Source organism: Bacillus sp. FJAT-14266, assembly GCF_001719225.1.
GTDB classification, from domain to species: Bacteria; Bacillota; Bacilli; order Bacillales; family Bacillaceae; genus Bacillus; species Bacillus subtilis.
Window position 1 is genome coordinate 162,457 of sequence record NZ_CP017072.1, and the last position, 20,358, is coordinate 182,814.

Below are 20,358 nucleotides of genomic sequence, written 5' to 3' on the forward strand. Positions count from 1 at the left end.
TCGATCTTTATTTGTGCTTATAATGTACTATAAGTTTCCACAGCTTTCAACTGTTTTATACAAGTGCCTTTTGCTTGTATTCCTCAACCATTTCAACAAACAGCTTTGTCACTCGGTGATCTTCTGTCAGCTCCGGATGGAATGAGCAGCCAAGGAATTGCCCCTGTTTCGCGGCTACAATACGACCATTATGCTCCGATAAAACTTCAACATTTTCACCAGCTTCTAAAATATGCGGAGCACGGATGAATACCCCTGTAAAAGGCTCGTCCAATCCTTTAATTGTTAAATCAGCTTCAAAGCTGTCAACCTGCCGGCCAAATGAATTACGTTCTACAACCACATTCAGAAGACCTAAATGAGGATTATCTGAACCGGCAATTTCTTTTGCTAATATAATTAATCCGGCACATGTTCCAAACATCGGTTTGCCCTGAGCAGCGAATTCACGAAGCGGCTCCATGAATTGATACGTATCGATCAAACGGCGCATCGTTGTGCTCTCACCGCCCGGCAAAATCAACCCGTCAACTTCGTTCAGCTGCTCCGGACGTTTTACGACAAGACCAGCCGCGCCGCATGCTTCAATCGCATGGATGTGCTCTCTAACTGCTCCTTGAAGTCCTAGTACACCTATTGTTAACATGTCAGCAGCGCTCCTATGTTCTTACCAGCCGCGTTCTTGCATACGCTGTTCTGGAAGTAAGTTTGAGATTTCAATCCCTTTCATTGCAGTACCAAGCTCTTTTGATAGCTCAGCGATCAATTTGTAATCAGTAAAGTGAGTTGTTGCTTCCACAATTGCTTTCGCAAATTTAGCAGGGTTGTCTGATTTGAAAATACCAGAACCAACAAATACTCCGTCAGCACCGAGCTGCATCATGAGAGCAGCATCAGCTGGAGTTGCTACGCCGCCAGCGGCAAAGTTAACGACAGGAAGCTTGCCGTCTTTTTTAATTTGAAGAAGAAGCTCGTAAGGAGCACCTAGGTTTTTCGCTTCTGTCATTAGCTCATCCTCACTCATCGCAACTACTTTGCGCACTTGAGCGTTAACTTTGCGCATATGGCGAACAGCCTCAACAATATTACCTGTTCCAGGCTCACCTTTTGTGCGAAGCATAGAAGCACCTTCCGCAATACGGCGTGTTGCTTCACCAAGATCACGGCAGCCACAGACAAAAGGAACTGTATATTCATTTTTATTTAAATGAAATTCTTCGTCAGCCGGCGTCAGAACTTCACTTTCATCAATATAGTCAACACCCATAGCTTCAAGCACACGCGCTTCAACAATATGTCCGATACGCGCTTTTGCCATTACCGGGATAGATACTGCATTCATTACTTCTTCCACGATTGTAGGGTCAGCCATACGGGCAACTCCTCCAGCCGCGCGAATATCTGCTGGCACACGTTCTAGCGCCATTACAGCGACAGCTCCAGCTTCTTCAGCGATTTTCGCTTGTTCCGCATTGATGACGTCCATGATGACGCCGCCTTTTTGCATTTCTGCCATTCCGCGTTTTACACGTTCAGTACCTGTTTGAGCCATTTCTTGGTCCCCCTAATCAAGGTATAGTTATATGATTTCTAATTCTTATTGTATCTTAGAAATCCAATAATTCATATGGATATATACTATTTTATTCGGTTTTTAGCGCTTTGAAAATCATTTTTTATTAAAAATTGGGTTTTTTCAGTATATTACGCGAAAGAGCCCTAACATCCATCAGAGCTCTTTCAATTGATTAAAACCAGCCGGTTACCGTATCAACAATGCTTCCCCAAATTCCGGCAAAAAATCCGCCGATACTGCGCATTGTCAAAACAAACCAGTTTGCTTTTTCTACATTTTCTTTTGTAACAAGGTCTACGCCAGCCAGATCGCTGTTAAGGAATCCGTAATCCTTTTCATCACCTGTGTATTCCGCAGTCAGCTTCCCAACCTTGGTTCCTTTTTTCACAGGAGCAGTTAAGTTGTCTTTATTCAGTGTGACCTTCGCTTTGTAATTCTTTTCTTCACCATTTTTGACAGGAAGAGAGAACGCCTTGTTTGTCACAATGCCTACTTCTTTCTCTTTACCCTTATCAACTGAAATTGTTTTATGGCCTTTTACTTGATCGCCTTCAGCATAAATTTCTTTCATGGAGAAATTGTCGAAAGCATAATCAAACATTTTTTTCGTTTCATCGAAACGGCCTGTATGAAGGTTGCCCTTTGCGTTTAATACAACAGTGATGACACGCATACCGTTACGTTCAGCTGTTCCTGTAAAGCATGAACCCGCAGAGTCAGTAGAACCTGTTTTCAGTCCGTCTACAGTCGCTTTTTTATACTCGCTGACAAGCCCCTTCAGCATAAAATTCCAGTTCGGCATGTCCATTTCATCATCGGTGCCTTCTCTGAATTTCGTTTTGGCGATACTGGAAGTCTCCAGTATCTCAGGGTAATCAGTAATCAAGTGATCCGCAAGAATCGCCATATCCTTTGCAGAAACTTCACTTTCTTCATTTACGCTTGTCCCCTCAGGCTGATGCCCGTGAAGATCTTTGTTTTCAAGACCTGTTGCGTTAACAAATTTGTAATCTGTTAAGCCTAGTTCTTTTGCTTTTGCATTCATTTTTTCAACAAACTTAGTTTCAGAACCGGCAACGATTTCTGCAATCGCAATAGCAGCAGCATTTGCAGAATAAATTGCTGTAGCTTGATATAATTCTTTTACTGTGTATTTCCCGTCTTTCCGAAGAGGAACGTTTGATAAGCTGTTATCTTGGGAAATTTCATACACATAGTCATCAGGCGTATAGGTTTGGTCCCATTTCACTTTACCTTGATCAATTGCTTCCAATAACAGATACTCTGTCATCATTTTTGTCATACTCGCAATTGGCAGTCTCTTATCTGCATTTTTACTGTAAAGAATTTTACCTGAAGAAGCTTCGATCATAATAGCAGCAGATGCATTGATATCAATTGGATCGCTGGCTGCTTTTGCTTTTGACATTGGAGCCAGACACGTGACAGCTAGAGTTAACACAACCAATGACATCAGTAGCTGTTTACATTTCTTGATGTTCAATCGTACGACCTCCGTATTTCATTTTCTTCATCTATAATTAAGCCGTTAAGGACATTTTCAATGCACAACAGTATAAATTTTATCATAATCAGTATAAAAAAAATAGACAGAGTCAGAGACCCTGTCAAATGTTTTTAATTTGTAACAATTTATTATGAAATTGTATAGTTAGGTGATTCTTTTGTAATCTGTACGTCATGCGGATGGCTTTCGCGAAGTCCTGCGCCTGTCATGCGAATGAACTGAGCTTCTTCTCTTAGCGCACGCAGATCTTTGGACCCGCAATACCCCATACCAGAACGAAGGCCTCCGACTAGCTGATAAACGGTTTCTTCAACTGGTCCTTTGTAAGGTGTGCGTCCTTCAATTCCTTCAGGAACAAATTTTTTGTTTTCTTCTTGGAAGTAACGGTCTTTACTTCCTTTTTCCATTGCAGCAACTGATCCCATGCCGCGGTATACCTTAAATCTTCTGCCTTGGTAGATTTCAGTTTCACCAGGGCTTTCTGATGTGCCTGCAAGCAAGCTTCCGAGCATAACAGCATGTCCGCCGGCTGCCAATGCTTTAGTGATATCGCCAGAGAATTTAATCCCACCGTCGGCGATGATTGTTTTGCCGTGTTTTCTTGCTTCAGTCGCACAATCATAAATTGCTGTAATTTGCGGAACACCCACGCCGGCTACAACACGTGTAGTACAAATTGAACCAGGCCCTATTCCAACTTTGACAACGTCTGCTCCAGCTTCGATAAGCGCTCTTGTCGCTTCAGCTGTTGCCACGTTTCCAGCAATAATGTTTAATTCGGGATACGTTTCACGGATTTTTGTGACTGTGTTTAAAACGCCTTGAGAGTGTCCGTGAGCTGTATCGATAACAATCACATCAACATTGGCTTCAACAAGCTTTTTGACGCGAGTCATTGTATCGCCAGTTACACCAACTGCCGCGCCAACGATCAGGCGGCCGTGAATGTCTTTAGATGAGTTCGGGAACTCAATGACTTTTTCAATGTCTTTAATTGTGATAAGACCTTTTAATTTATTCTGGTCATCTACGAGAGGAAGCTTTTCAATTTTATGTTTCTGCAAAATCTTTTCAGCTTCATCCAGAGTAGTTCCTACAGATGCAGTAACTAGCTCTTCTTTCGTCATGACGTCGCTGATTTTCATTGAGTAGTCAGAAATAAAACGAAGGTCACGGTTTGTTATAATTCCAACAAGCTTCTGGTCTTCTTCGTTATTTACAATCGGAACACCGGAAATTCTGTATTTCCCCATCAAATGCTCCGCATCAAATACTTGGTGATCAGGAGTTAAAAAGAAGGGATTTGTGATAACGCCGCGCTCAGAACGCTTTACTTTATCAACTTGTTCAGCCTGCTGTTCAATGGACATATTTTTGTGAATGATGCCCAAGCCGCCCTGTCTTGCCATTGCAATTGCCATTGCTGATTCTGTTACAGTGTCCATACCTGCGCTGATGACAGGAATATTTAGCTTTAACGTTTTTGTAAGTTCTACAGATAAATCCACATCACGCGGAAGTACCTCAGACTTTGCTGGTACAAGCAGCACATCGTCGAACGTTAAGCCTTCTTTTGAAAATTTACTTTCCCACATTAGTAAATCCCCCTCTTTTCGGCAAAATATTATATGTAGATTATCAACTAGCCAAGAGCATGTCAAGGAAGCGGGAAAGAGTTGAAATATTTAGATAACGGAAAGGATTAAGAAATATACATGACATATCATGAGTGGAAAGACTTAGCGCTATTTTACTCCGTTGAATCAACCCAGAAATTTCTAGAAAAGGTTTATATCTTAAACGGTATTGACGATGCGAAAAAAAACTCTTTTAAAAACAGTGAACGGTTTATTTATTTCTTAAAGCATGCCGAATCGTTTTATAAACAAGCCGCATATTCTCCCTTAGAAATCAAACCGATTCTTTTATTTTATGGAATGGCACAGCTTATCAAAGCATGCTTAATTACACGTGATCCTCATTATCCAAGCCATACATCAGTACTGGCACATGGCGTAACAACAAGAAAACGAAAGAAACAAAATTATTGTTTTAGCGACGATGAAGTGAAAATACAACGGAATGGCCTATGCGTACATTTCATGAAACATTTATTCGGACAATCGGATATAGTAGATGAACGGTATACCATGAAAAAATTATTAATGGCCATTCCAGAACTTAGCGATATTTTCTACTTTCAGCAGAAAGAACGATTTATGACAAAAGTTGAGAAGGATAAGAACGAAATTTTTGTACCGGAGGAAGTAGTAATCAATTACAAAATGTCTGATTCAAGGTTTGCTGAATACATGTCCCATCATTATCAATGGTCTTTCACAAAAAAAAATGAACAAGGGCTGCTGTTCGAAATTTCACCACAAGACAAAGAGCCATGGACATCGACCAGCTTATTGTTTGACATGGAAAAGAACCAATATTATATCCCTTCTCAAAGGGAGCAATTTCTGAGGCTTCCCGAAATGACAATTCATTATTTGATTTTGTACAACGTTGGGATGATTGCAAGGTATGAAACAGAATGGTGGTATGAGTTATTAACACAGCATATAAGTGATGACTACGTGTTAATTCAGCAGTTTTTATTAGTATCAGAAAAGAAATTCCCTAAATACGCTTCACAGTTTCTTCTTCATTTTTAACAAACAAAAAACCCAGCTCAATGAGCTGGGTTTAAACTTGCTTGGCGGCGTCCTACTCTCACAGGGGGAAACCCCCGACTACCATCGGCGCTGAAGAGCTTAACTTCCGTGTTCGGTATGGGAACGGGTGTGACCTCTTCGCTATCGCCACCAAACAAATTGAGAGTGTTCTCTCAAAACTAGATAACAGGTGTGACATCATTCAAAAATATGGTTAAGTCCTCGATCGATTAGTATCTGTCAGCTCCATGTGTCGCCACACTTCCACCTCAGACCTATCAACCTGATCATCTTTCAGGGATCTTACTTCCTTGCGGAATGGGAAATCTCATCTTGAGGGGGGCTTCATGCTTAGATGCTTTCAGCACTTATCCCGTCCGCACATAGCTACCCAGCGATGCCCTTGGCAGAACAACTGGTACACCAGCGGTGCGTCCATCCCGGTCCTCTCGTACTAAGGACAGCTCCTCTCAAATTTCCTGCGCCCGCGACGGATAGGGACCGAACTGTCTCACGACGTTCTGAACCCAGCTCGCGTACCGCTTTAATGGGCGAACAGCCCAACCCTTGGGACCGACTACAGCCCCAGGATGCGATGAGCCGACATCGAGGTGCCAAACCTCCCCGTCGATGTGGACTCTTGGGGGAGATAAGCCTGTTATCCCCGGGGTAGCTTTTATCCGTTGAGCGATGGCCCTTCCATGCGGAACCACCGGATCACTAAGCCCGACTTTCGTCCCTGCTCGACTTGTAGGTCTCGCAGTCAAGCTCCCTTGTGCCTTTACACTCTGCGAATGATTTCCAACCATTCTGAGGGAACCTTTGGGCGCCTCCGTTACCTTTTAGGAGGCGACCGCCCCAGTCAAACTGCCCACCTGACACTGTCTCCCCGCCCGATAAGGGCGGCGGGTTAGAAGGTCAATACAGCCAGGGTAGTATCCCACCGATGCCTCCACCGAAGCTGGCGCTCCGGTTTCCAAGGCTCCTACCTATCCTGTACAAGCTGTACCAACATTCAATATCAGGCTGCAGTAAAGCTCCACGGGGTCTTTCCGTCCTGTCGCGGGTAACCTGCATCTTCACAGGTACTATAATTTCACCGAGTCTCTCGTTGAGACAGTGCCCAGATCGTTGCGCCTTTCGTGCGGGTCGGAACTTACCCGACAAGGAATTTCGCTACCTTAGGACCGTTATAGTTACGGCCGCCGTTTACTGGGGCTTCAATTCGCACCTTCGCTTACGCTAAGCGCTCCTCTTAACCTTCCAGCACCGGGCAGGCGTCAGCCCCTATACTTCGCCTTACGGCTTCGCAGAGACCTGTGTTTTTGCTAAACAGTCGCCTGGGCCTATTCACTGCGGCTCTCTCGGGCTTGCACCCTAACAGAGCACCCCTTCTCCCGAAGTTACGGGGTCATTTTGCCGAGTTCCTTAACGAGAGTTCTCTCGATCACCTTAGGATTCTCTCCTCGCCTACCTGTGTCGGTTTGCGGTACGGGCACCTCTCACCTCGCTAGAGGCTTTTCTTGGCAGTGTGGAATCAGGAACTTCGCTACTATATTTCGCTCGCCATCACAGCTCAGCCTTATGGGAAACGGATTTGCCTATTTCCCAGCCTAACTGCTTGGACGCGGATATCCAATACCGCGCTTACCCTATCCTCCTGCGTCCCCCCATTACTCAAATGGTGAGGAGGTGGTACAGGAATATCAACCTGTTGTCCATCGCCTACGCCTTTCGGCCTCGGCTTAGGTCCCGACTAACCCTGAGCGGACGAGCCTTCCTCAGGAAACCTTAGGCATTCGGTGGAGGGGATTCTCACCCCTCTTTCGCTACTCATACCGGCATTCTCACTTCTAAGCGCTCCACCAGTCCTTCCGGTCTGGCTTCACAGCCCTTAGAACGCTCTCCTACCACTGTTCGAAGAACAGTCCGCAGCTTCGGTGATACGTTTAGCCCCGGTACATTTTCGGCGCAGAGTCACTCGACCAGTGAGCTATTACGCACTCTTTAAATGGTGGCTGCTTCTAAGCCAACATCCTGGTTGTCTAAGCAACTCCACATCCTTTTCCACTTAACGTATACTTTGGGACCTTAGCTGGCGGTCTGGGCTGTTTCCCTTTCGACTACGGATCTTATCACTCGCAGTCTGACTCCCAAGGATAAGTCATTGGCATTCGGAGTTTGACTGAATTCGGTAACCCGGTAGGGGCCCCTAGTCCAATCAGTGCTCTACCTCCAAGACTCTTACCTTGAGGCTAGCCCTAAAGCTATTTCGGAGAGAACCAGCTATCTCCAGGTTCGATTGGCATTTCACCCCTACCCACACCTCATCCCCGCACTTTTCAACGTGCGTGGGTTCGGGCCTCCATTCAGTGTTACCTGAACTTCACCCTGGACATGGGTAGATCACCTGGTTTCGGGTCTACGACCACGTACTCATGCGCCCTATTCAGACTCGCTTTCGCTGCGGCTCCGCATCTTCTGCTTAACCTTGCACGGAATCGTAACTCGCCGGTTCATTCTACAAAAGGCACGCCATCACCCGTTAACGGGCTCTGACTACTTGTAGGCACACGGTTTCAGGATCTCTTTCACTCCCCTTCCGGGGTGCTTTTCACCTTTCCCTCACGGTACTGGTTCACTATCGGTCACTAGGGAGTATTTAGCCTTGGGAGATGGTCCTCCCGGATTCCGACGGAATTTCACGTGTTCCGCCGTACTCAGGATCCACTCAGGAGAGAACGAAGTTTTGACTACAGGGCTGTTACCTCCTATGGCGGGCCTTTCCAGACCTCTTCATCTACCTCGTTCCTTTGTAACTCCGTACAGAGTGTCCTACAACCCCAAGAGGCAAGCCTCTTGGTTTGGGCTAATCCCGTTTCGCTCGCCGCTACTCAGGGAATCGCATTTGCTTTCTCTTCCTCCGGGTACTTAGATGTTTCAGTTCCCCGGGTCTGCCTTCTCATATCCTATGAATTCAGATATGGATACCACTCCATTACGAGTGGTGGGTTTCCCCATTCGGAAATCTCCGGATCAAAGCTTGCTTACAGCTCCCCGAAGCATATCGGTGTTCGTCCCGTCCTTCATCGGCTCCTAGTGCCAAGGCATCCACCGTGCGCCCTTTCTAACTTAACCGTTAAAAAGAATCACTATGTGATATCTTGTATTACTAATTGAATGTGATGTCTACTGTTATCTAGTTTTCAAAGAACACGTTGGTGGAGCCTAGCGGGATCGAACCGCTGACCTCCTGCGTGCAAAGCAGGCGCTCTCCCAGCTGAGCTAAGGCCCCGTTATATAAGATGGTGGGCCTGAGTGGACTCGAACCACCGACCTCACGCTTATCAGGCGTGCGCTCTAACCAGCTGAGCTACAGGCCCATCTTAACTTATTCAAGGAACAAAGTTCCTTCAAAACTAAACAAGACAGGGAACGTTCTGTTTATAAGACTCAAGGTCTTATATTCCGTATAACATCCTTAGAAAGGAGGTGATCCAGCCGCACCTTCCGATACGGCTACCTTGTTACGACTTCACCCCAATCATCTGTCCCACCTTCGGCGGCTGGCTCCTAAAAGGTTACCTCACCGACTTCGGGTGTTACAAACTCTCGTGGTGTGACGGGCGGTGTGTACAAGGCCCGGGAACGTATTCACCGCGGCATGCTGATCCGCGATTACTAGCGATTCCAGCTTCACGCAGTCGAGTTGCAGACTGCGATCCGAACTGAGAACAGATTTGTGGGATTGGCTTAACCTCGCGGTTTCGCTGCCCTTTGTTCTGTCCATTGTAGCACGTGTGTAGCCCAGGTCATAAGGGGCATGATGATTTGACGTCATCCCCACCTTCCTCCGGTTTGTCACCGGCAGTCACCTTAGAGTGCCCAACTGAATGCTGGCAACTAAGATCAAGGGTTGCGCTCGTTGCGGGACTTAACCCAACATCTCACGACACGAGCTGACGACAACCATGCACCACCTGTCACTCTGCCCCCGAAGGGGACGTCCTATCTCTAGGATTGTCAGAGGATGTCAAGACCTGGTAAGGTTCTTCGCGTTGCTTCGAATTAAACCACATGCTCCACCGCTTGTGCGGGCCCCCGTCAATTCCTTTGAGTTTCAGTCTTGCGACCGTACTCCCCAGGCGGAGTGCTTAATGCGTTAGCTGCAGCACTAAGGGGCGGAAACCCCCTAACACTTAGCACTCATCGTTTACGGCGTGGACTACCAGGGTATCTAATCCTGTTCGCTCCCCACGCTTTCGCTCCTCAGCGTCAGTTACAGACCAGAGAGTCGCCTTCGCCACTGGTGTTCCTCCACATCTCTACGCATTTCACCGCTACACGTGGAATTCCACTCTCCTCTTCTGCACTCAAGTTCCCCAGTTTCCAATGACCCTCCCCGGTTGAGCCGGGGGCTTTCACATCAGACTTAAGAAACCGCCTGCGAGCCCTTTACGCCCAATAATTCCGGACAACGCTTGCCACCTACGTATTACCGCGGCTGCTGGCACGTAGTTAGCCGTGGCTTTCTGGTTAGGTACCGTCAAGGTACCGCCCTATTCGAACGGTACTTGTTCTTCCCTAACAACAGAGCTTTACGATCCGAAAACCTTCATCACTCACGCGGCGTTGCTCCGTCAGACTTTCGTCCATTGCGGAAGATTCCCTACTGCTGCCTCCCGTAGGAGTCTGGGCCGTGTCTCAGTCCCAGTGTGGCCGATCACCCTCTCAGGTCGGCTACGCATCGTTGCCTTGGTGAGCCGTTACCTCACCAACTAGCTAATGCGCCGCGGGTCCATCTGTAAGTGGTAGCCGAAGCCACCTTTTATGTTTGAACCATGCGGTTCAAACAACCATCCGGTATTAGCCCCGGTTTCCCGGAGTTATCCCAGTCTTACAGGCAGGTTACCCACGTGTTACTCACCCGTCCGCCGCTAACATCAGGGAGCAAGCTCCCATCTGTCCGCTCGACTTGCATGTATTAGGCACGCCGCCAGCGTTCGTCCTGAGCCAGGATCAAACTCTCCGATAAATGGATCACAGGTTAAGTTCACCGCATCCTGCGGCGACACCTGTGTGGCCTGCGTCGTGCAGGCCCTAGTTTGACTGACTACGCACATCGCTGTGCGATTTATAAAAATGAATTAACAGGTACGTTTTGTCTTGTTTAGTTTTCAAAGAACTTTGCGTGCTTCTCTCGAAGCGACTACTTAATAGTAACATTTTTAGTTAACTAGGTCAATACTTTTTTGAAAAAGTTTTTACTAGTCATAATGGTCATGTTTGTGTCTTTAAAAAGACAACAGAAATGATTATACCATAATTTTTATGACTGTAAAGGGTTATGACACAAAAAAGCGCAGCTATTTCAGCTGCGCTTTTTCTCACACTTCTTCTTGTTCTTCTTCATTCTCATCTTCTTCGTTTTTCTCTACTAAAGCTACTGTAGCAACATGCTCTTCTTCTGCCATTCTGATGAGACGCACACCTTGAGTGACACGTCCGGTGATGGAGATATCATTGATGTCCATTCTGATGAGTACGCCGCTAGCTGTAATAATCATTAGATCCTCTTCACCTTTAGTAGCTTTCACTGCTACTAGTTGGCCGTTGTTCTCGGTGATTTTCGCTGTTTTGAGTCCTTTTCCGCCCCGGCTTTGGGTTCTGTACTCTTCAGCCGGAGTTCGTTTTCCGTACCCTTTTTCAGTTACGATAAGGACGTGTGATTCTTCCTCTAATATCTCCATGCCGACAACAACGTCGTCATCCGTCAGGGTGATGCCTTTTACGCCCGCCGCAGTTCTTCCCATCTCCCGGACATCTGTTTCAGGGAAACGGATCAGTAAACCGTTTTTCGTTCCAATGATGATTTGTTTTGTGCCGTCAGTCAGACGTACACCCATCAGTTCATCATCTTCACGAAGACCCAAAGCGATTAGACCATTGTTGCGGATATTAGCGAATTGAGATAGCGATGTTCGTTTTGAAACCCCATGCTTTGTAGTGAAGAAAAGGTAAAGCTCCGCATTGAATTCCGTGACTGGAATAATCGCGTTGATCCACTCACCCTTTTCTACCTCCAGCAGGTTAATAATCGGGATTCCTTTTGCCGTTCTGCCGTATTCAGGGATTTCATACCCTTTTGCACGATACACTTTCCCCTTGTTCGAGAAGAAGAGAATCGTGTCATGAGTTGACGTAGAGATCAAATGTTCAACGAAATCATCTTCGTTTGTTCCCATACCTTGTACACCTTTTCCGCCCCGTTTTTGACTGCGGTAAGTTGATGCAGGAAGACGTTTGACGTATCCGTTGTGCGTCAGAGTAACTACGATATTTTCTCTCTCGATGAGATCTTCATCTTCAATTGTCTCCAGTCCAGAAGTGACAATCTCAGTACGTCTTTCATCGTTAAAACGCTCTTTGATTTCCGTGAGTTCTTCACGAATGATCTCAAGCACTTTATATTCATTTGCCAAGATGTCTTTTAGCTCTGCAATTAATTTAACAAGAGATTGGTATTCTTCTTCAATCTTTTCACGTTCCAGTCCCGTTAAACGCTGGAGCCTCATGTCAAGGATCGCTTGTGCTTGCTTCTCTGTCAGTGAGAATTGTTCAATTAAGCCTGTTCTCGCAATTTCAGCCGTTTGAGAATTACGGATAAGGGAGATAACTGCATCGAGATGATCCAGTGCAACTCTCAATCCTTCCAAGATATGAGCTCTCGCTTCTGCTTTACGCAATTCATAAGCAGTACGGCGTCTAATGACCACTTTTTGATGGTCAAGGTAATGCTCCAAACATTGCTTAAGAGTTAAAACTTTCGGCTGGCCATCAACAAGTGCAAGCAGGTTGATGCCAAAAGATGTTTGTAGAGCAGTTTGTTTGTACAGATTGTTTAAGATGACATTCGCATTGGCATCGCGTCTGATTTCAATGACAATTCTCATACCTGTACGATCTGACTCATCACGCAGATCTGTGATACCCTCTATCTTTTTGTCCCTTACGAGATCAGCAATTTTCTCAATTAATTTCGCCTTATTTACTTGGTAAGGTAACTCTGTAACGATAATTCTTTCTTTACCCGAAGATGTTTGTTCGATCTCAGCTTTTGCCCGGATCGTGATAGAGCCTCGGCCTGATTCGTATGCTTTCCGGATACCGCTGCGTCCCAAGATTTGACCCGCGGTCGGGAAATCAGGCCCTGGAATGACTTCCATAAGCTCTGGAATTGTAATGTCCGGATTCTCACTGACAGCAAGTACACCGTCAATGATTTCTCCCAGCTGGTGCGGAGGAATGTTTGTTGCCATACCTACCGCAATGCCGGCAGCACCGTTCACGAGCAGATTCGGGAACCTTGAAGGCATAACGACAGGTTCTCTTTCTGACCCGTCATAGTTATCCTGGTAATCGATTGTGTCTTTTGTGATGTCACGAAGAATCTCCATTGAGATTTTAGACATTCTTGCTTCTGTATAACGCATGGCCGCCGCTGAGTCTCCGTCAACAGAACCGAAGTTTCCGTGACCGTCAACGAGCATATAACGGTAGTTGAAATCCTGAGCCATTCTGACCATGGATTCATATACCGCTGAATCACCGTGCGGGTGGTATTTCCCGATAACTTCTCCAACGATACGCGCGGATTTTTTATAAGGTTTGTCACTTGTCATGCCCAAATCATTCATTGCGTATAAAATCCGTCTGTGAACCGGTTTTAAACCGTCACGAACATCTGGAAGAGCACGAGACACAATAACGCTCATTGCGTAATCCAAGAAGGACGTACGCATTTCCTGACTGATATTTATTTCACGAACTTGTGGTGTGTTTTGTTCACTCATTAAAAAACCTCCCTGAAGTATCACATGAAATATGTGGGAGTAGATTGTCCATTATGACCTTCAATACGATTTCACTATTCTCCATTATATCAATAAACTTATGATTATACACATTAAATTGCTAGAATATATAGGTACTGCAAGCATTGCTGCATCTGATCTTGTTCAGAAAAAAGCCTTATTTCTTATTGGAAATAAGGCTTTTTATGATTAGATGTCAAGATTTTTAACGTATCTCGCATTCGCTTCTATGAAGTTTCGGCGCGGTTCTACCTTGTCGCCCATAAGCATTTCAAAAGTCTCGTCCGCATCCATTGCATCTTCAAGAGTTACCTGAAGAAGTGTTCTGGAGCTAGGATCCATGGTTGTCTCCCATAGCTGGGTGGCATTCATTTCACCAAGACCTTTGTAACGCTGCAGTCCAGGCTTAGGGGTTTGAGGAAGAGTTTTTAACAGCTCTTCAAGCTCCTTGTCATTGTACGCATATTCAACGCGTTTCCCCTGTTGAACCTTGTAGAGCGGCGGCTGCGCAATGTACACGTAGCCATTCTCGATAATTTGGCGCATATATCTGTAAAAGAACGTTAACAGCAGTGTTCTGATGTGCGCGCCGTCAACATCGGCATCTGTCATAATGACAACTTTGTGGTAACGGGCTTTCTCAAGGTTGAAGTCTTCCCCAATACCTGTGCCGAGCGCTGTGATCATAGAGCGAACTTCGTTGTTAGAAAGGATTTTATCCAGTCTGGCCTTTTCAACGTTTAGGATTTTACCTCTAAGCGGCAAAATGGCTTGGAAATGTCTGTCGCGTCCTTGTTTAGCAGATCCTCCGGCAGAGTCACCCTCTACGATATATAACTCGGAGATGCTCGGATCTTTTGAAGAGCAGTCCGCTAACTTACCGGGCAGGTTTGAAATTTCCAAAGCACTCTTACGACGTGTTAGTTCACGGGCTTTTTTCGCAGCCATTCTTGCTCTTGCCGCCATTAAGCCTTTATCGACAATTTTTTTGGCTGCATCTGGATTTTCCAGCATAAATGTTTCCATCGCCGTAGAAAATAACGTATCGGTGATCGTCCGTGCTTCTGAGTTGCCCAGCTTTGTTTTCGTTTGGCCCTCAAACTGCGGATCAGGGTGTTTGATTGAAATAATCGCTGTCAGCCCTTCCCTTACGTCATCTCCGCTTAGGTTTGGATCATTTTCTTTAATAAGCCCTTTTTTTCTGGCGTAATCGTTGATAACACGAGTCAGGCCCGTTTTGAAGCCAGCTTCATGGGTACCGCCTTCGTACGTGTTAATGTTGTTTGTAAACGAGTAAATGTTGCTTGTGTAGCTGTCATTGTATTGCAAAGCCACTTCAACCGTAATGCCGTCCTTTTCGCCTTCAATGTAAATCGGCTCTTCATGGACAACCTCTTTAGAGCGGTTTAAATACTCTACATAACTTTTAATTCCGCCTTCGTAATGGTATTCATTTTTGCGCTCTTGTCCTTCACGTTTATCCTCAATCGTGATGTTTACGCCCTTTGTTAAAAAGGCTAATTCACGTACGCGGTTGGCAAGCAGATCATAATCATACTCGGTTGTTTCTGAGAAAATTTCAGGGTCCGGGACAAAATGTGTCGTCGTTCCTGTATGATCCGTTTCGCCAATGATTTCAAGGTCTGTAACCGGAACTCCGCGTTTATAAGTTTGGCGGTGAATTTTACCGTCACGGTGAACCGTCACATCAAGCTCTGTTGATAGTGCGTTTACGACAGACGCACCTACACCGTGTAATCCTCCGGATACTTTATAGCCGCTTCCGTCAAATTTTCCTCCGGCATGAAGTACCGTCATAATGACTTCTACCGCAGGACGGCCCATTTTTTCATGAATACCGACTGGAATACCGCGGCCATTATCTACAACCGTGATACTGTTGTCTTTTTCGATTTGGATATTGATATCCGTACAATAACCGGCGAGGGCTTCGTCAATACTATTGTCGACAATTTCCCATACCAGGTGGTGAAGGCCTTTGCTGTTTGTCGAACCGATATACATCCCCGGTCTTTTACGAACAGCTTCCAATCCTTCTAGTACCTGTATCTGATTTTCATCATAACTGTTTTGCTGCTGTTCCATAGCCACGTCATTCACCTACACTTTTCTAAACGATATATTCGTGATAAAAAATTTCTAAGAATCTATTTCAAACATAAATTGCGCACGTTTTTTTAATGTGCTGGAAGATAAGGGAGAGTAATATATATTCTGAACCGTGACTACGATAGATTTGGGCGTGCCGTTTACGGAAGGCACCACCTTGTGTTTCTGTTTTTTCAGAAATTCTTCAACAATAGGCGACATGTTGGCTTTAAAGTCAAAAATGCCGACAATATCTCGTGTTGAAACCACAAAGTCATCACCTAAATGAATATACAATTGCTCACCTCATTTCTTCACTTCACTAACGCACCATTTTGCACACGGAACATTCCTGCTTGACGTAAGGTTTCGTGATCAATGCCATCAACGCTTGTCGTTGTGACAAACGTTTGTACACGGCCTTGGATCGTATGAAGCAAGTGTGACTGGCGATAATCATCCAGTTCACTCAGTACATCATCCAATAGTAAAATGGGATATTCTCCGATTTCTTCATGGATCAGGTCAATCTCCGCCAGCTTAAGGGACAACGCCGTCGTTCGCTGCTGTCCTTGAGAACCATACGTCTGCACATCGCGTCCGTTCACATAGAAAAGAACATCATCGCGATGTGGCCCTGACAGCGTCACACCACGCTCAATTTCTTTTTCTCTTAATTTAGAAAACGCTTCTTGATAGCTATCTCCTATTTTCGACAAATCTAGGGGATCTGATACCTCAAGAGCTGTATGGTATTTCAGGGTCAGTTCTTCAAGCCCTCTTGAAATGCCTGCATGGATGGGCTGCGCCCATTTCTCGAGCTGTGCTGTAAACTGCAGGCGTTTTACGACGACTTTTGCTGCAACTTCTACAAGCTGATCGGTCAGAACATCGAGCATCGTCCGGTCAGTTTGTTTTCTTGTTTGCAGCTGTTTCAAAAAATGATTCCGCTGGGAAAGGATTTTCTGGTAAAGAGAAAGATCATGAAGGTAGACGGGAGAAACCTGTCCGATTTCCATGTCAAGAAACCGCCTTCTCACTTGAGGGCTTCCCTTTACAAGATTTAAATCTTCCGGCGCGAACATAATGGTGTTGAGGGCCCCGACATACTGGCTGAGCTTTTGCTGTTCAATATGATTGACCTTGCCCTTTTTACCCTTTTTGGAGATGACGAGCTGCATCGGGATCGCCCCGTTTTGCTTCATCACTCTTCCCTCTATTTTAGCATAGTCTTTGTCCCACCGTATAAGTTCTTTGTCATTTGATGTCCGGTGCGATTTCGCCATGGACAAGACATAGATCGCCTCCATGAGGTTTGTCTTCCCCTGGGCGTTTTCTCCGATGATCACATTTACTTTATTTTCAAATTGAAGTTCAGCATGGTCGTAGTTGCGGTAAGATGTCAGTTCTAAGTTCTGGATATACAATCAGTGTCACCCGCTTTAATTGACGACTTGAAATGAACCAAATCCTTCAATCTCTACCACATCTCCAACATACAGCTTTCTGCCCCGGCGGTTGTCCGGCTCATCGTTCACAAGCACTTCATGCTCGCTTAAAAACCACTTCGCCATACCGCCAGACTGAATCACATCGGCTAATTTTAAGAATTGTCCGAGTGTAATCATCTCTGTATCAATTGAAATCGGATTTGCCATTATATCGACCTCTTTCAAATATCACTAATATCTAATTGTACTAAAAAAAAACGAATTAGGGAAAGGGAAAACTTGTCGGAGCAGATACCGAATAGAAAAGCTGCCGACGGGTCGGCAGCAGTGTATCGGATTAATAGGTTCTGACAGGGAGGATAAGCTGTACAATCGTTTCATCATTCGGCGTGCGAATTAAGAAAGGTCTCATTGCGCCTGTAAAGCTTACGCGTATTTCTGCTCCTTCAAGCACCTTTAGTGCATCCAGCATATATTTTGGACTAAAAGAGATATTTAATTCCTCACCTTCAATTTGATCCGCAGCAATTGCTTCCACAACTTTACCGATTTCCGGGGAGTTGGAAGAAATTTCAATGGATTCAGCCGGTTTTGCGGACAGTTTTACAACGTTGTTGCGTCCTTCTCTAGCTAAAAGAGATGCACGATCAATGGCCTGAAGGAATTCTTTTGTGTTCACAATGATTTCTGTTTTGCTGTCTTGCGGAATCAGGCTGGTTGTGTCTGGATAATTCCCGTCCAGAAGCCGTGAGAAGAATAAGACGTTTTTCGCTTTAAACAGAACTTGGGTTTCTGTGATGACGATATCTACAAGTTCCTGGTTGTCATCTAAAATCTTGCTGAGTTCAGTTAAACTTTTTCCTGGAATCACGACGTTATAAGATCTGTCTTCTGGAATATCAAGTTTTGCCTTTCTTAATGCAAGACGGTGGCTATCCGTTGCAGTGCATAATAATTCACTTTGCTCCACTTTCCAGTTTACACCTGTCAAGATAGGGCGTGTTTCTGAGGTGGACACTGCAAATACTGTTTGTCTGATTAGATTTTTTAACAAATCAGTTGGGATCTGAATCGCATGATGCTCTTCAATCTGCGGCAAGTGCGGATACTCATCAGCATCCAGTCCGTTTAGATTAAATTCAGCTTTACCAGAACGGATAATCGTCAAATACTGATTTTGGACTTCGATTTCTACAGTTGCCATCGGCAATTTTTTTACAATTTCACTAAAAAAGCGAGCCTGTAAAACGATGCTTCCGGGCTGTTCAATAGTGACAATTTCTTTATCTCCTTCTTCTTTTGGAATGAAGGATTCAATAGAAATATCTGAGTCACTCCCTGTAAAGGATACTCCATCATCTGATGCAACAATTTTAATACCAGTCAGAATGGGAATCGTGGTTCTGGATGAAACTGCTTTTAATACATCTTGGACACTTTCAACAAGACGATCTTTTTGAATCGTGAATTTCATTTTTATCCTCCTAACGGATAATGTATTAATATATATATTTATAAAAAATAGTAGAAGTAATAGTAGGGCCTGTGGATTTGTGGATAAGTTGTGAAAAAGACAGGAAACACAGCCTATCCACATGTGGACAGACTGTGTATGACTTCCGAAAAGTTATTCACACTTTCCCCGATTGATCCCCGGTCCTGCTATTTAAGCTGTTCTTTAATTTCTTTTACATGCTGCTGAAGCTGTTCATCATCTGCCAGCAGTTTTGAAATTTTTTCATGCGCATGAATAACGGTCGTATGATCACGTCCTCCAAACTCTTCACCGATTTTAGGAAGAGAGGAATCAGTCATTTCCCTTGATAAGTACATGGCGATTTGACGCGGAAAAGCTACTGACTTTGTCCGTTTTTTTGCTTTGAAATCCTCGAGTTTAATATTAAATTGCTGGCCTACTACCCTCTGAATTTCTTTTATCGTAATGACTTTCGGTTTTGAGGAAGGAATAATATCTTTCAACGCCTCAGCGGCCAGATCAGCATTAATATCTTTATTAATTAAAGATGAATAAGCGACAACTCTGATTAATGCTCCTTCGAGTTCCCGAATATTGCTGTCGATTTGATTCGCGATGTAAAGCATAACCTCGTTCGGAATATCGAGGCCTTCTGCTTTGGCTTTTTTTCTTAAAATCGCAATTCTCGTTTCTAGATCAGGCGGTGTGATATCTGTAATAAGTCCCCATTCAAAACGTGAGCGCAATCTGTCCTCAAGTGTCGGAATTTCCTTTGGCGGTCGGTCACTTGAAATGACGATTTGTTTGCTTTCTTCGTGCAATGTGTTAAATGTATGGAAAAATTCTTCCTGGGTTTGTTCTTTCCCCGCTAAAAATTGAATATCATCTATCAAAAGCACATCAACATTTCGATAGCGATTGCGGAAGTCGACGGCTTTATTATCTCGGATAGAGTTGATGAATTCGTTTGTAAATTTCTCAGAAGACAGATAAACCACTTTGGCAGAAGGATTATGATCTATTACATAATGGCCGATCGCATGCATTAAGTGCGTTTTCCCTAAGCCGACGCCCCCATAGATAAATAAAGGGTTGTAAGCTTTCGCGGGCGCTTCCGCTACTGCGAGGGAAGCAGCGTGTGCAAATCGGTTTCCGGATCCGATGACAAAAGTATCAAAAGTATATTTTGGATTGAGCATATTTTGAGGAAAATCAGATGTATCTTCTTTGACCGCTTTTTTGACTTGCGGTTTCGGCATAAAGTCCTCAACATCTTGATTTTGAGGAATGACAAACTTAATGCTCAATTCTTCCCCGGTTAATTCATATATAGTATCTGCAATCAGATGCAAGTATCTGGACTCCAGCCAGTCTCTGGCAAATTCATTGGGAGCCGTGATTGTTAATGTATCGCCTTGCAGTGAGTGGGCTTTGGTTGACTTCATCCAAGTCTCAAAACTCGGTTTGCTCAACTTTTTTTCGATTTGAGCAAGGGCTTGGTTCCACAGGTCTAATATATTTTCCATCTTCCGGCACGTCCCTCCTTTTCTTAGAAAATGGCGTCTTTCTCTGTTATAGAACACAAAAAAAGAGCAAATGGCGCTTACCATTCGTACACATTAAATGTTGAAAACATATAATATAGTAGATAAATAGCTTTTCGACAAATTTCACAACTTG

12 protein-coding genes, 2 tRNA genes, 3 rRNA genes and 1 other annotated feature (1 of these 18 only partly in view) are annotated in these 20,358 nt (G+C 44.7%); of the genes, 1 reads left to right on the forward strand and 16 read right to left on the reverse strand.

The genetic code is table 11. The annotated features are described in order from the left end of the window. Positions 1-3: a binding site (T-box leader), on the reverse strand; it reaches 210 nt to the left of the window's first position. Between the two features lie 52 nt (positions 4-55). The 4 genes from pdxT to guaB all read right to left on the reverse strand — a co-directional run bounded on the left by pdxT (position 56) and on the right by guaB (position 4,699). After that, a complete protein-coding gene (gene pdxT / locus BGM23_RS00975) occupies positions 56-646 on the reverse strand; it encodes a pyridoxal 5'-phosphate synthase glutaminase subunit PdxT (protein WP_029726364.1) in 591 nt (196 codons plus the stop codon). Between the two features lie 21 nt (positions 647-667). Continuing rightward, entirely contained in the window at positions 668-1,552 is an 885-nt protein-coding gene (pdxS, locus tag BGM23_RS00980) for a pyridoxal 5'-phosphate synthase lyase subunit PdxS (protein WP_003247145.1), read from the reverse strand. A 196-nt stretch (positions 1,553-1,748) separates the two neighbouring features. Next, positions 1,749-3,080, reverse strand: coding sequence for a D-alanyl-D-alanine carboxypeptidase (gene dacA, locus BGM23_RS00985; RefSeq protein WP_015482683.1), 1,332 nt, complete (start codon positions 3,078-3,080; stop codon positions 1,749-1,751). Between the two features lie 152 nt (positions 3,081-3,232). Then, entirely contained in the window at positions 3,233-4,699 is a 1,467-nt protein-coding gene (guaB, locus tag BGM23_RS00990) for an IMP dehydrogenase (RefSeq protein WP_003226803.1), read from the reverse strand. A gap of 120 nt (positions 4,700-4,819) precedes the next feature. Here guaB and BGM23_RS00995 point away from each other — a divergent pair, with 120 nt between their 5' ends. Then, a complete protein-coding gene (locus tag BGM23_RS00995) occupies positions 4,820-5,767 on the forward strand; it encodes a YaaC family protein (RefSeq protein ID WP_003226805.1) in 948 nt (315 codons plus the stop codon). 39 nt (positions 5,768-5,806) lie between these two features. On the opposite strand, the gene rrf is transcribed toward BGM23_RS00995, so the two are convergent. The 12 genes from rrf to dnaA form a co-directional block, all read right to left on the reverse strand. Continuing rightward, a 5S ribosomal RNA gene (gene rrf, locus BGM23_RS01000) occupies positions 5,807-5,922 on the reverse strand. A 55-nt stretch (positions 5,923-5,977) separates the two neighbouring features. Then, positions 5,978-8,905: ribosomal RNA gene (locus BGM23_RS01005) — 23S ribosomal RNA — on the reverse strand. An 81-nt stretch (positions 8,906-8,986) separates the two neighbouring features. Beyond that, positions 8,987-9,062 (reverse strand) — tRNA-Ala (locus tag BGM23_RS01010). Positions 9,063-9,073: 11 nt separating this feature from the next. Then, positions 9,074-9,150: transfer RNA gene (locus tag BGM23_RS01015), tRNA-Ile, on the reverse strand. Between the two features lie 102 nt (positions 9,151-9,252). Continuing rightward, a 16S ribosomal RNA gene (locus tag BGM23_RS01020) occupies positions 9,253-10,802 on the reverse strand. The 16S, 23S and 5S rRNA genes sit together here with 2 tRNA genes alongside, the layout of an rRNA operon. A gap of 352 nt (positions 10,803-11,154) precedes the next feature. Continuing rightward, positions 11,155-13,620 carry a DNA topoisomerase (ATP-hydrolyzing) subunit A gene (gene gyrA / locus BGM23_RS01025; RefSeq protein WP_014475555.1) on the reverse strand — a complete coding sequence of 822 codons (2,466 nt, stop codon included), beginning with the start codon at positions 13,618-13,620 and terminating at the stop codon, positions 11,155-11,157. 210 nt (positions 13,621-13,830) lie between these two features. After that, positions 13,831-15,747 carry a DNA topoisomerase (ATP-hydrolyzing) subunit B gene (gyrB, locus tag BGM23_RS01030; protein ID WP_003226808.1) on the reverse strand — a complete coding sequence of 639 codons (1,917 nt, stop codon included), beginning with the start codon at positions 15,745-15,747 and terminating at the stop codon, positions 13,831-13,833. Between the two features lie 54 nt (positions 15,748-15,801). Beyond that, positions 15,802-16,047: an extracellular matrix regulator RemB gene (gene remB, locus BGM23_RS01035; RefSeq protein ID WP_003219266.1), complete on the reverse strand. Its 246-nt coding sequence runs from the start codon at positions 16,045-16,047 to the stop codon at positions 15,802-15,804. Between the two features lie 17 nt (positions 16,048-16,064). Then, positions 16,065-17,177, reverse strand: a complete 1,113-nt coding sequence (recF, locus tag BGM23_RS01040) for a DNA replication/repair protein RecF (RefSeq protein WP_003226809.1) — start codon at positions 17,175-17,177, stop codon at positions 16,065-16,067. Between the two features lie 15 nt (positions 17,178-17,192). Then, positions 17,193-17,408: a ribosome maturation protein RlbA gene (gene rlbA / locus BGM23_RS01045; protein WP_003226810.1), complete on the reverse strand. Its 216-nt coding sequence runs from the start codon at positions 17,406-17,408 to the stop codon at positions 17,193-17,195. Positions 17,409-17,538: 130 nt separating this feature from the next. Continuing rightward, complete coding sequence (gene dnaN / locus BGM23_RS01050; protein ID WP_003226811.1) at positions 17,539-18,675, reverse strand: DNA polymerase III subunit beta; 1,137 nt, start codon at positions 18,673-18,675, stop codon at positions 17,539-17,541. 188 nt (positions 18,676-18,863) lie between these two features. Then, positions 18,864-20,204: a chromosomal replication initiator protein DnaA gene (gene dnaA, locus BGM23_RS01055; RefSeq protein WP_003242674.1), complete on the reverse strand. Its 1,341-nt coding sequence runs from the start codon at positions 20,202-20,204 to the stop codon at positions 18,864-18,866. Positions 20,205-20,358: the final 154 nt, after the last annotated feature.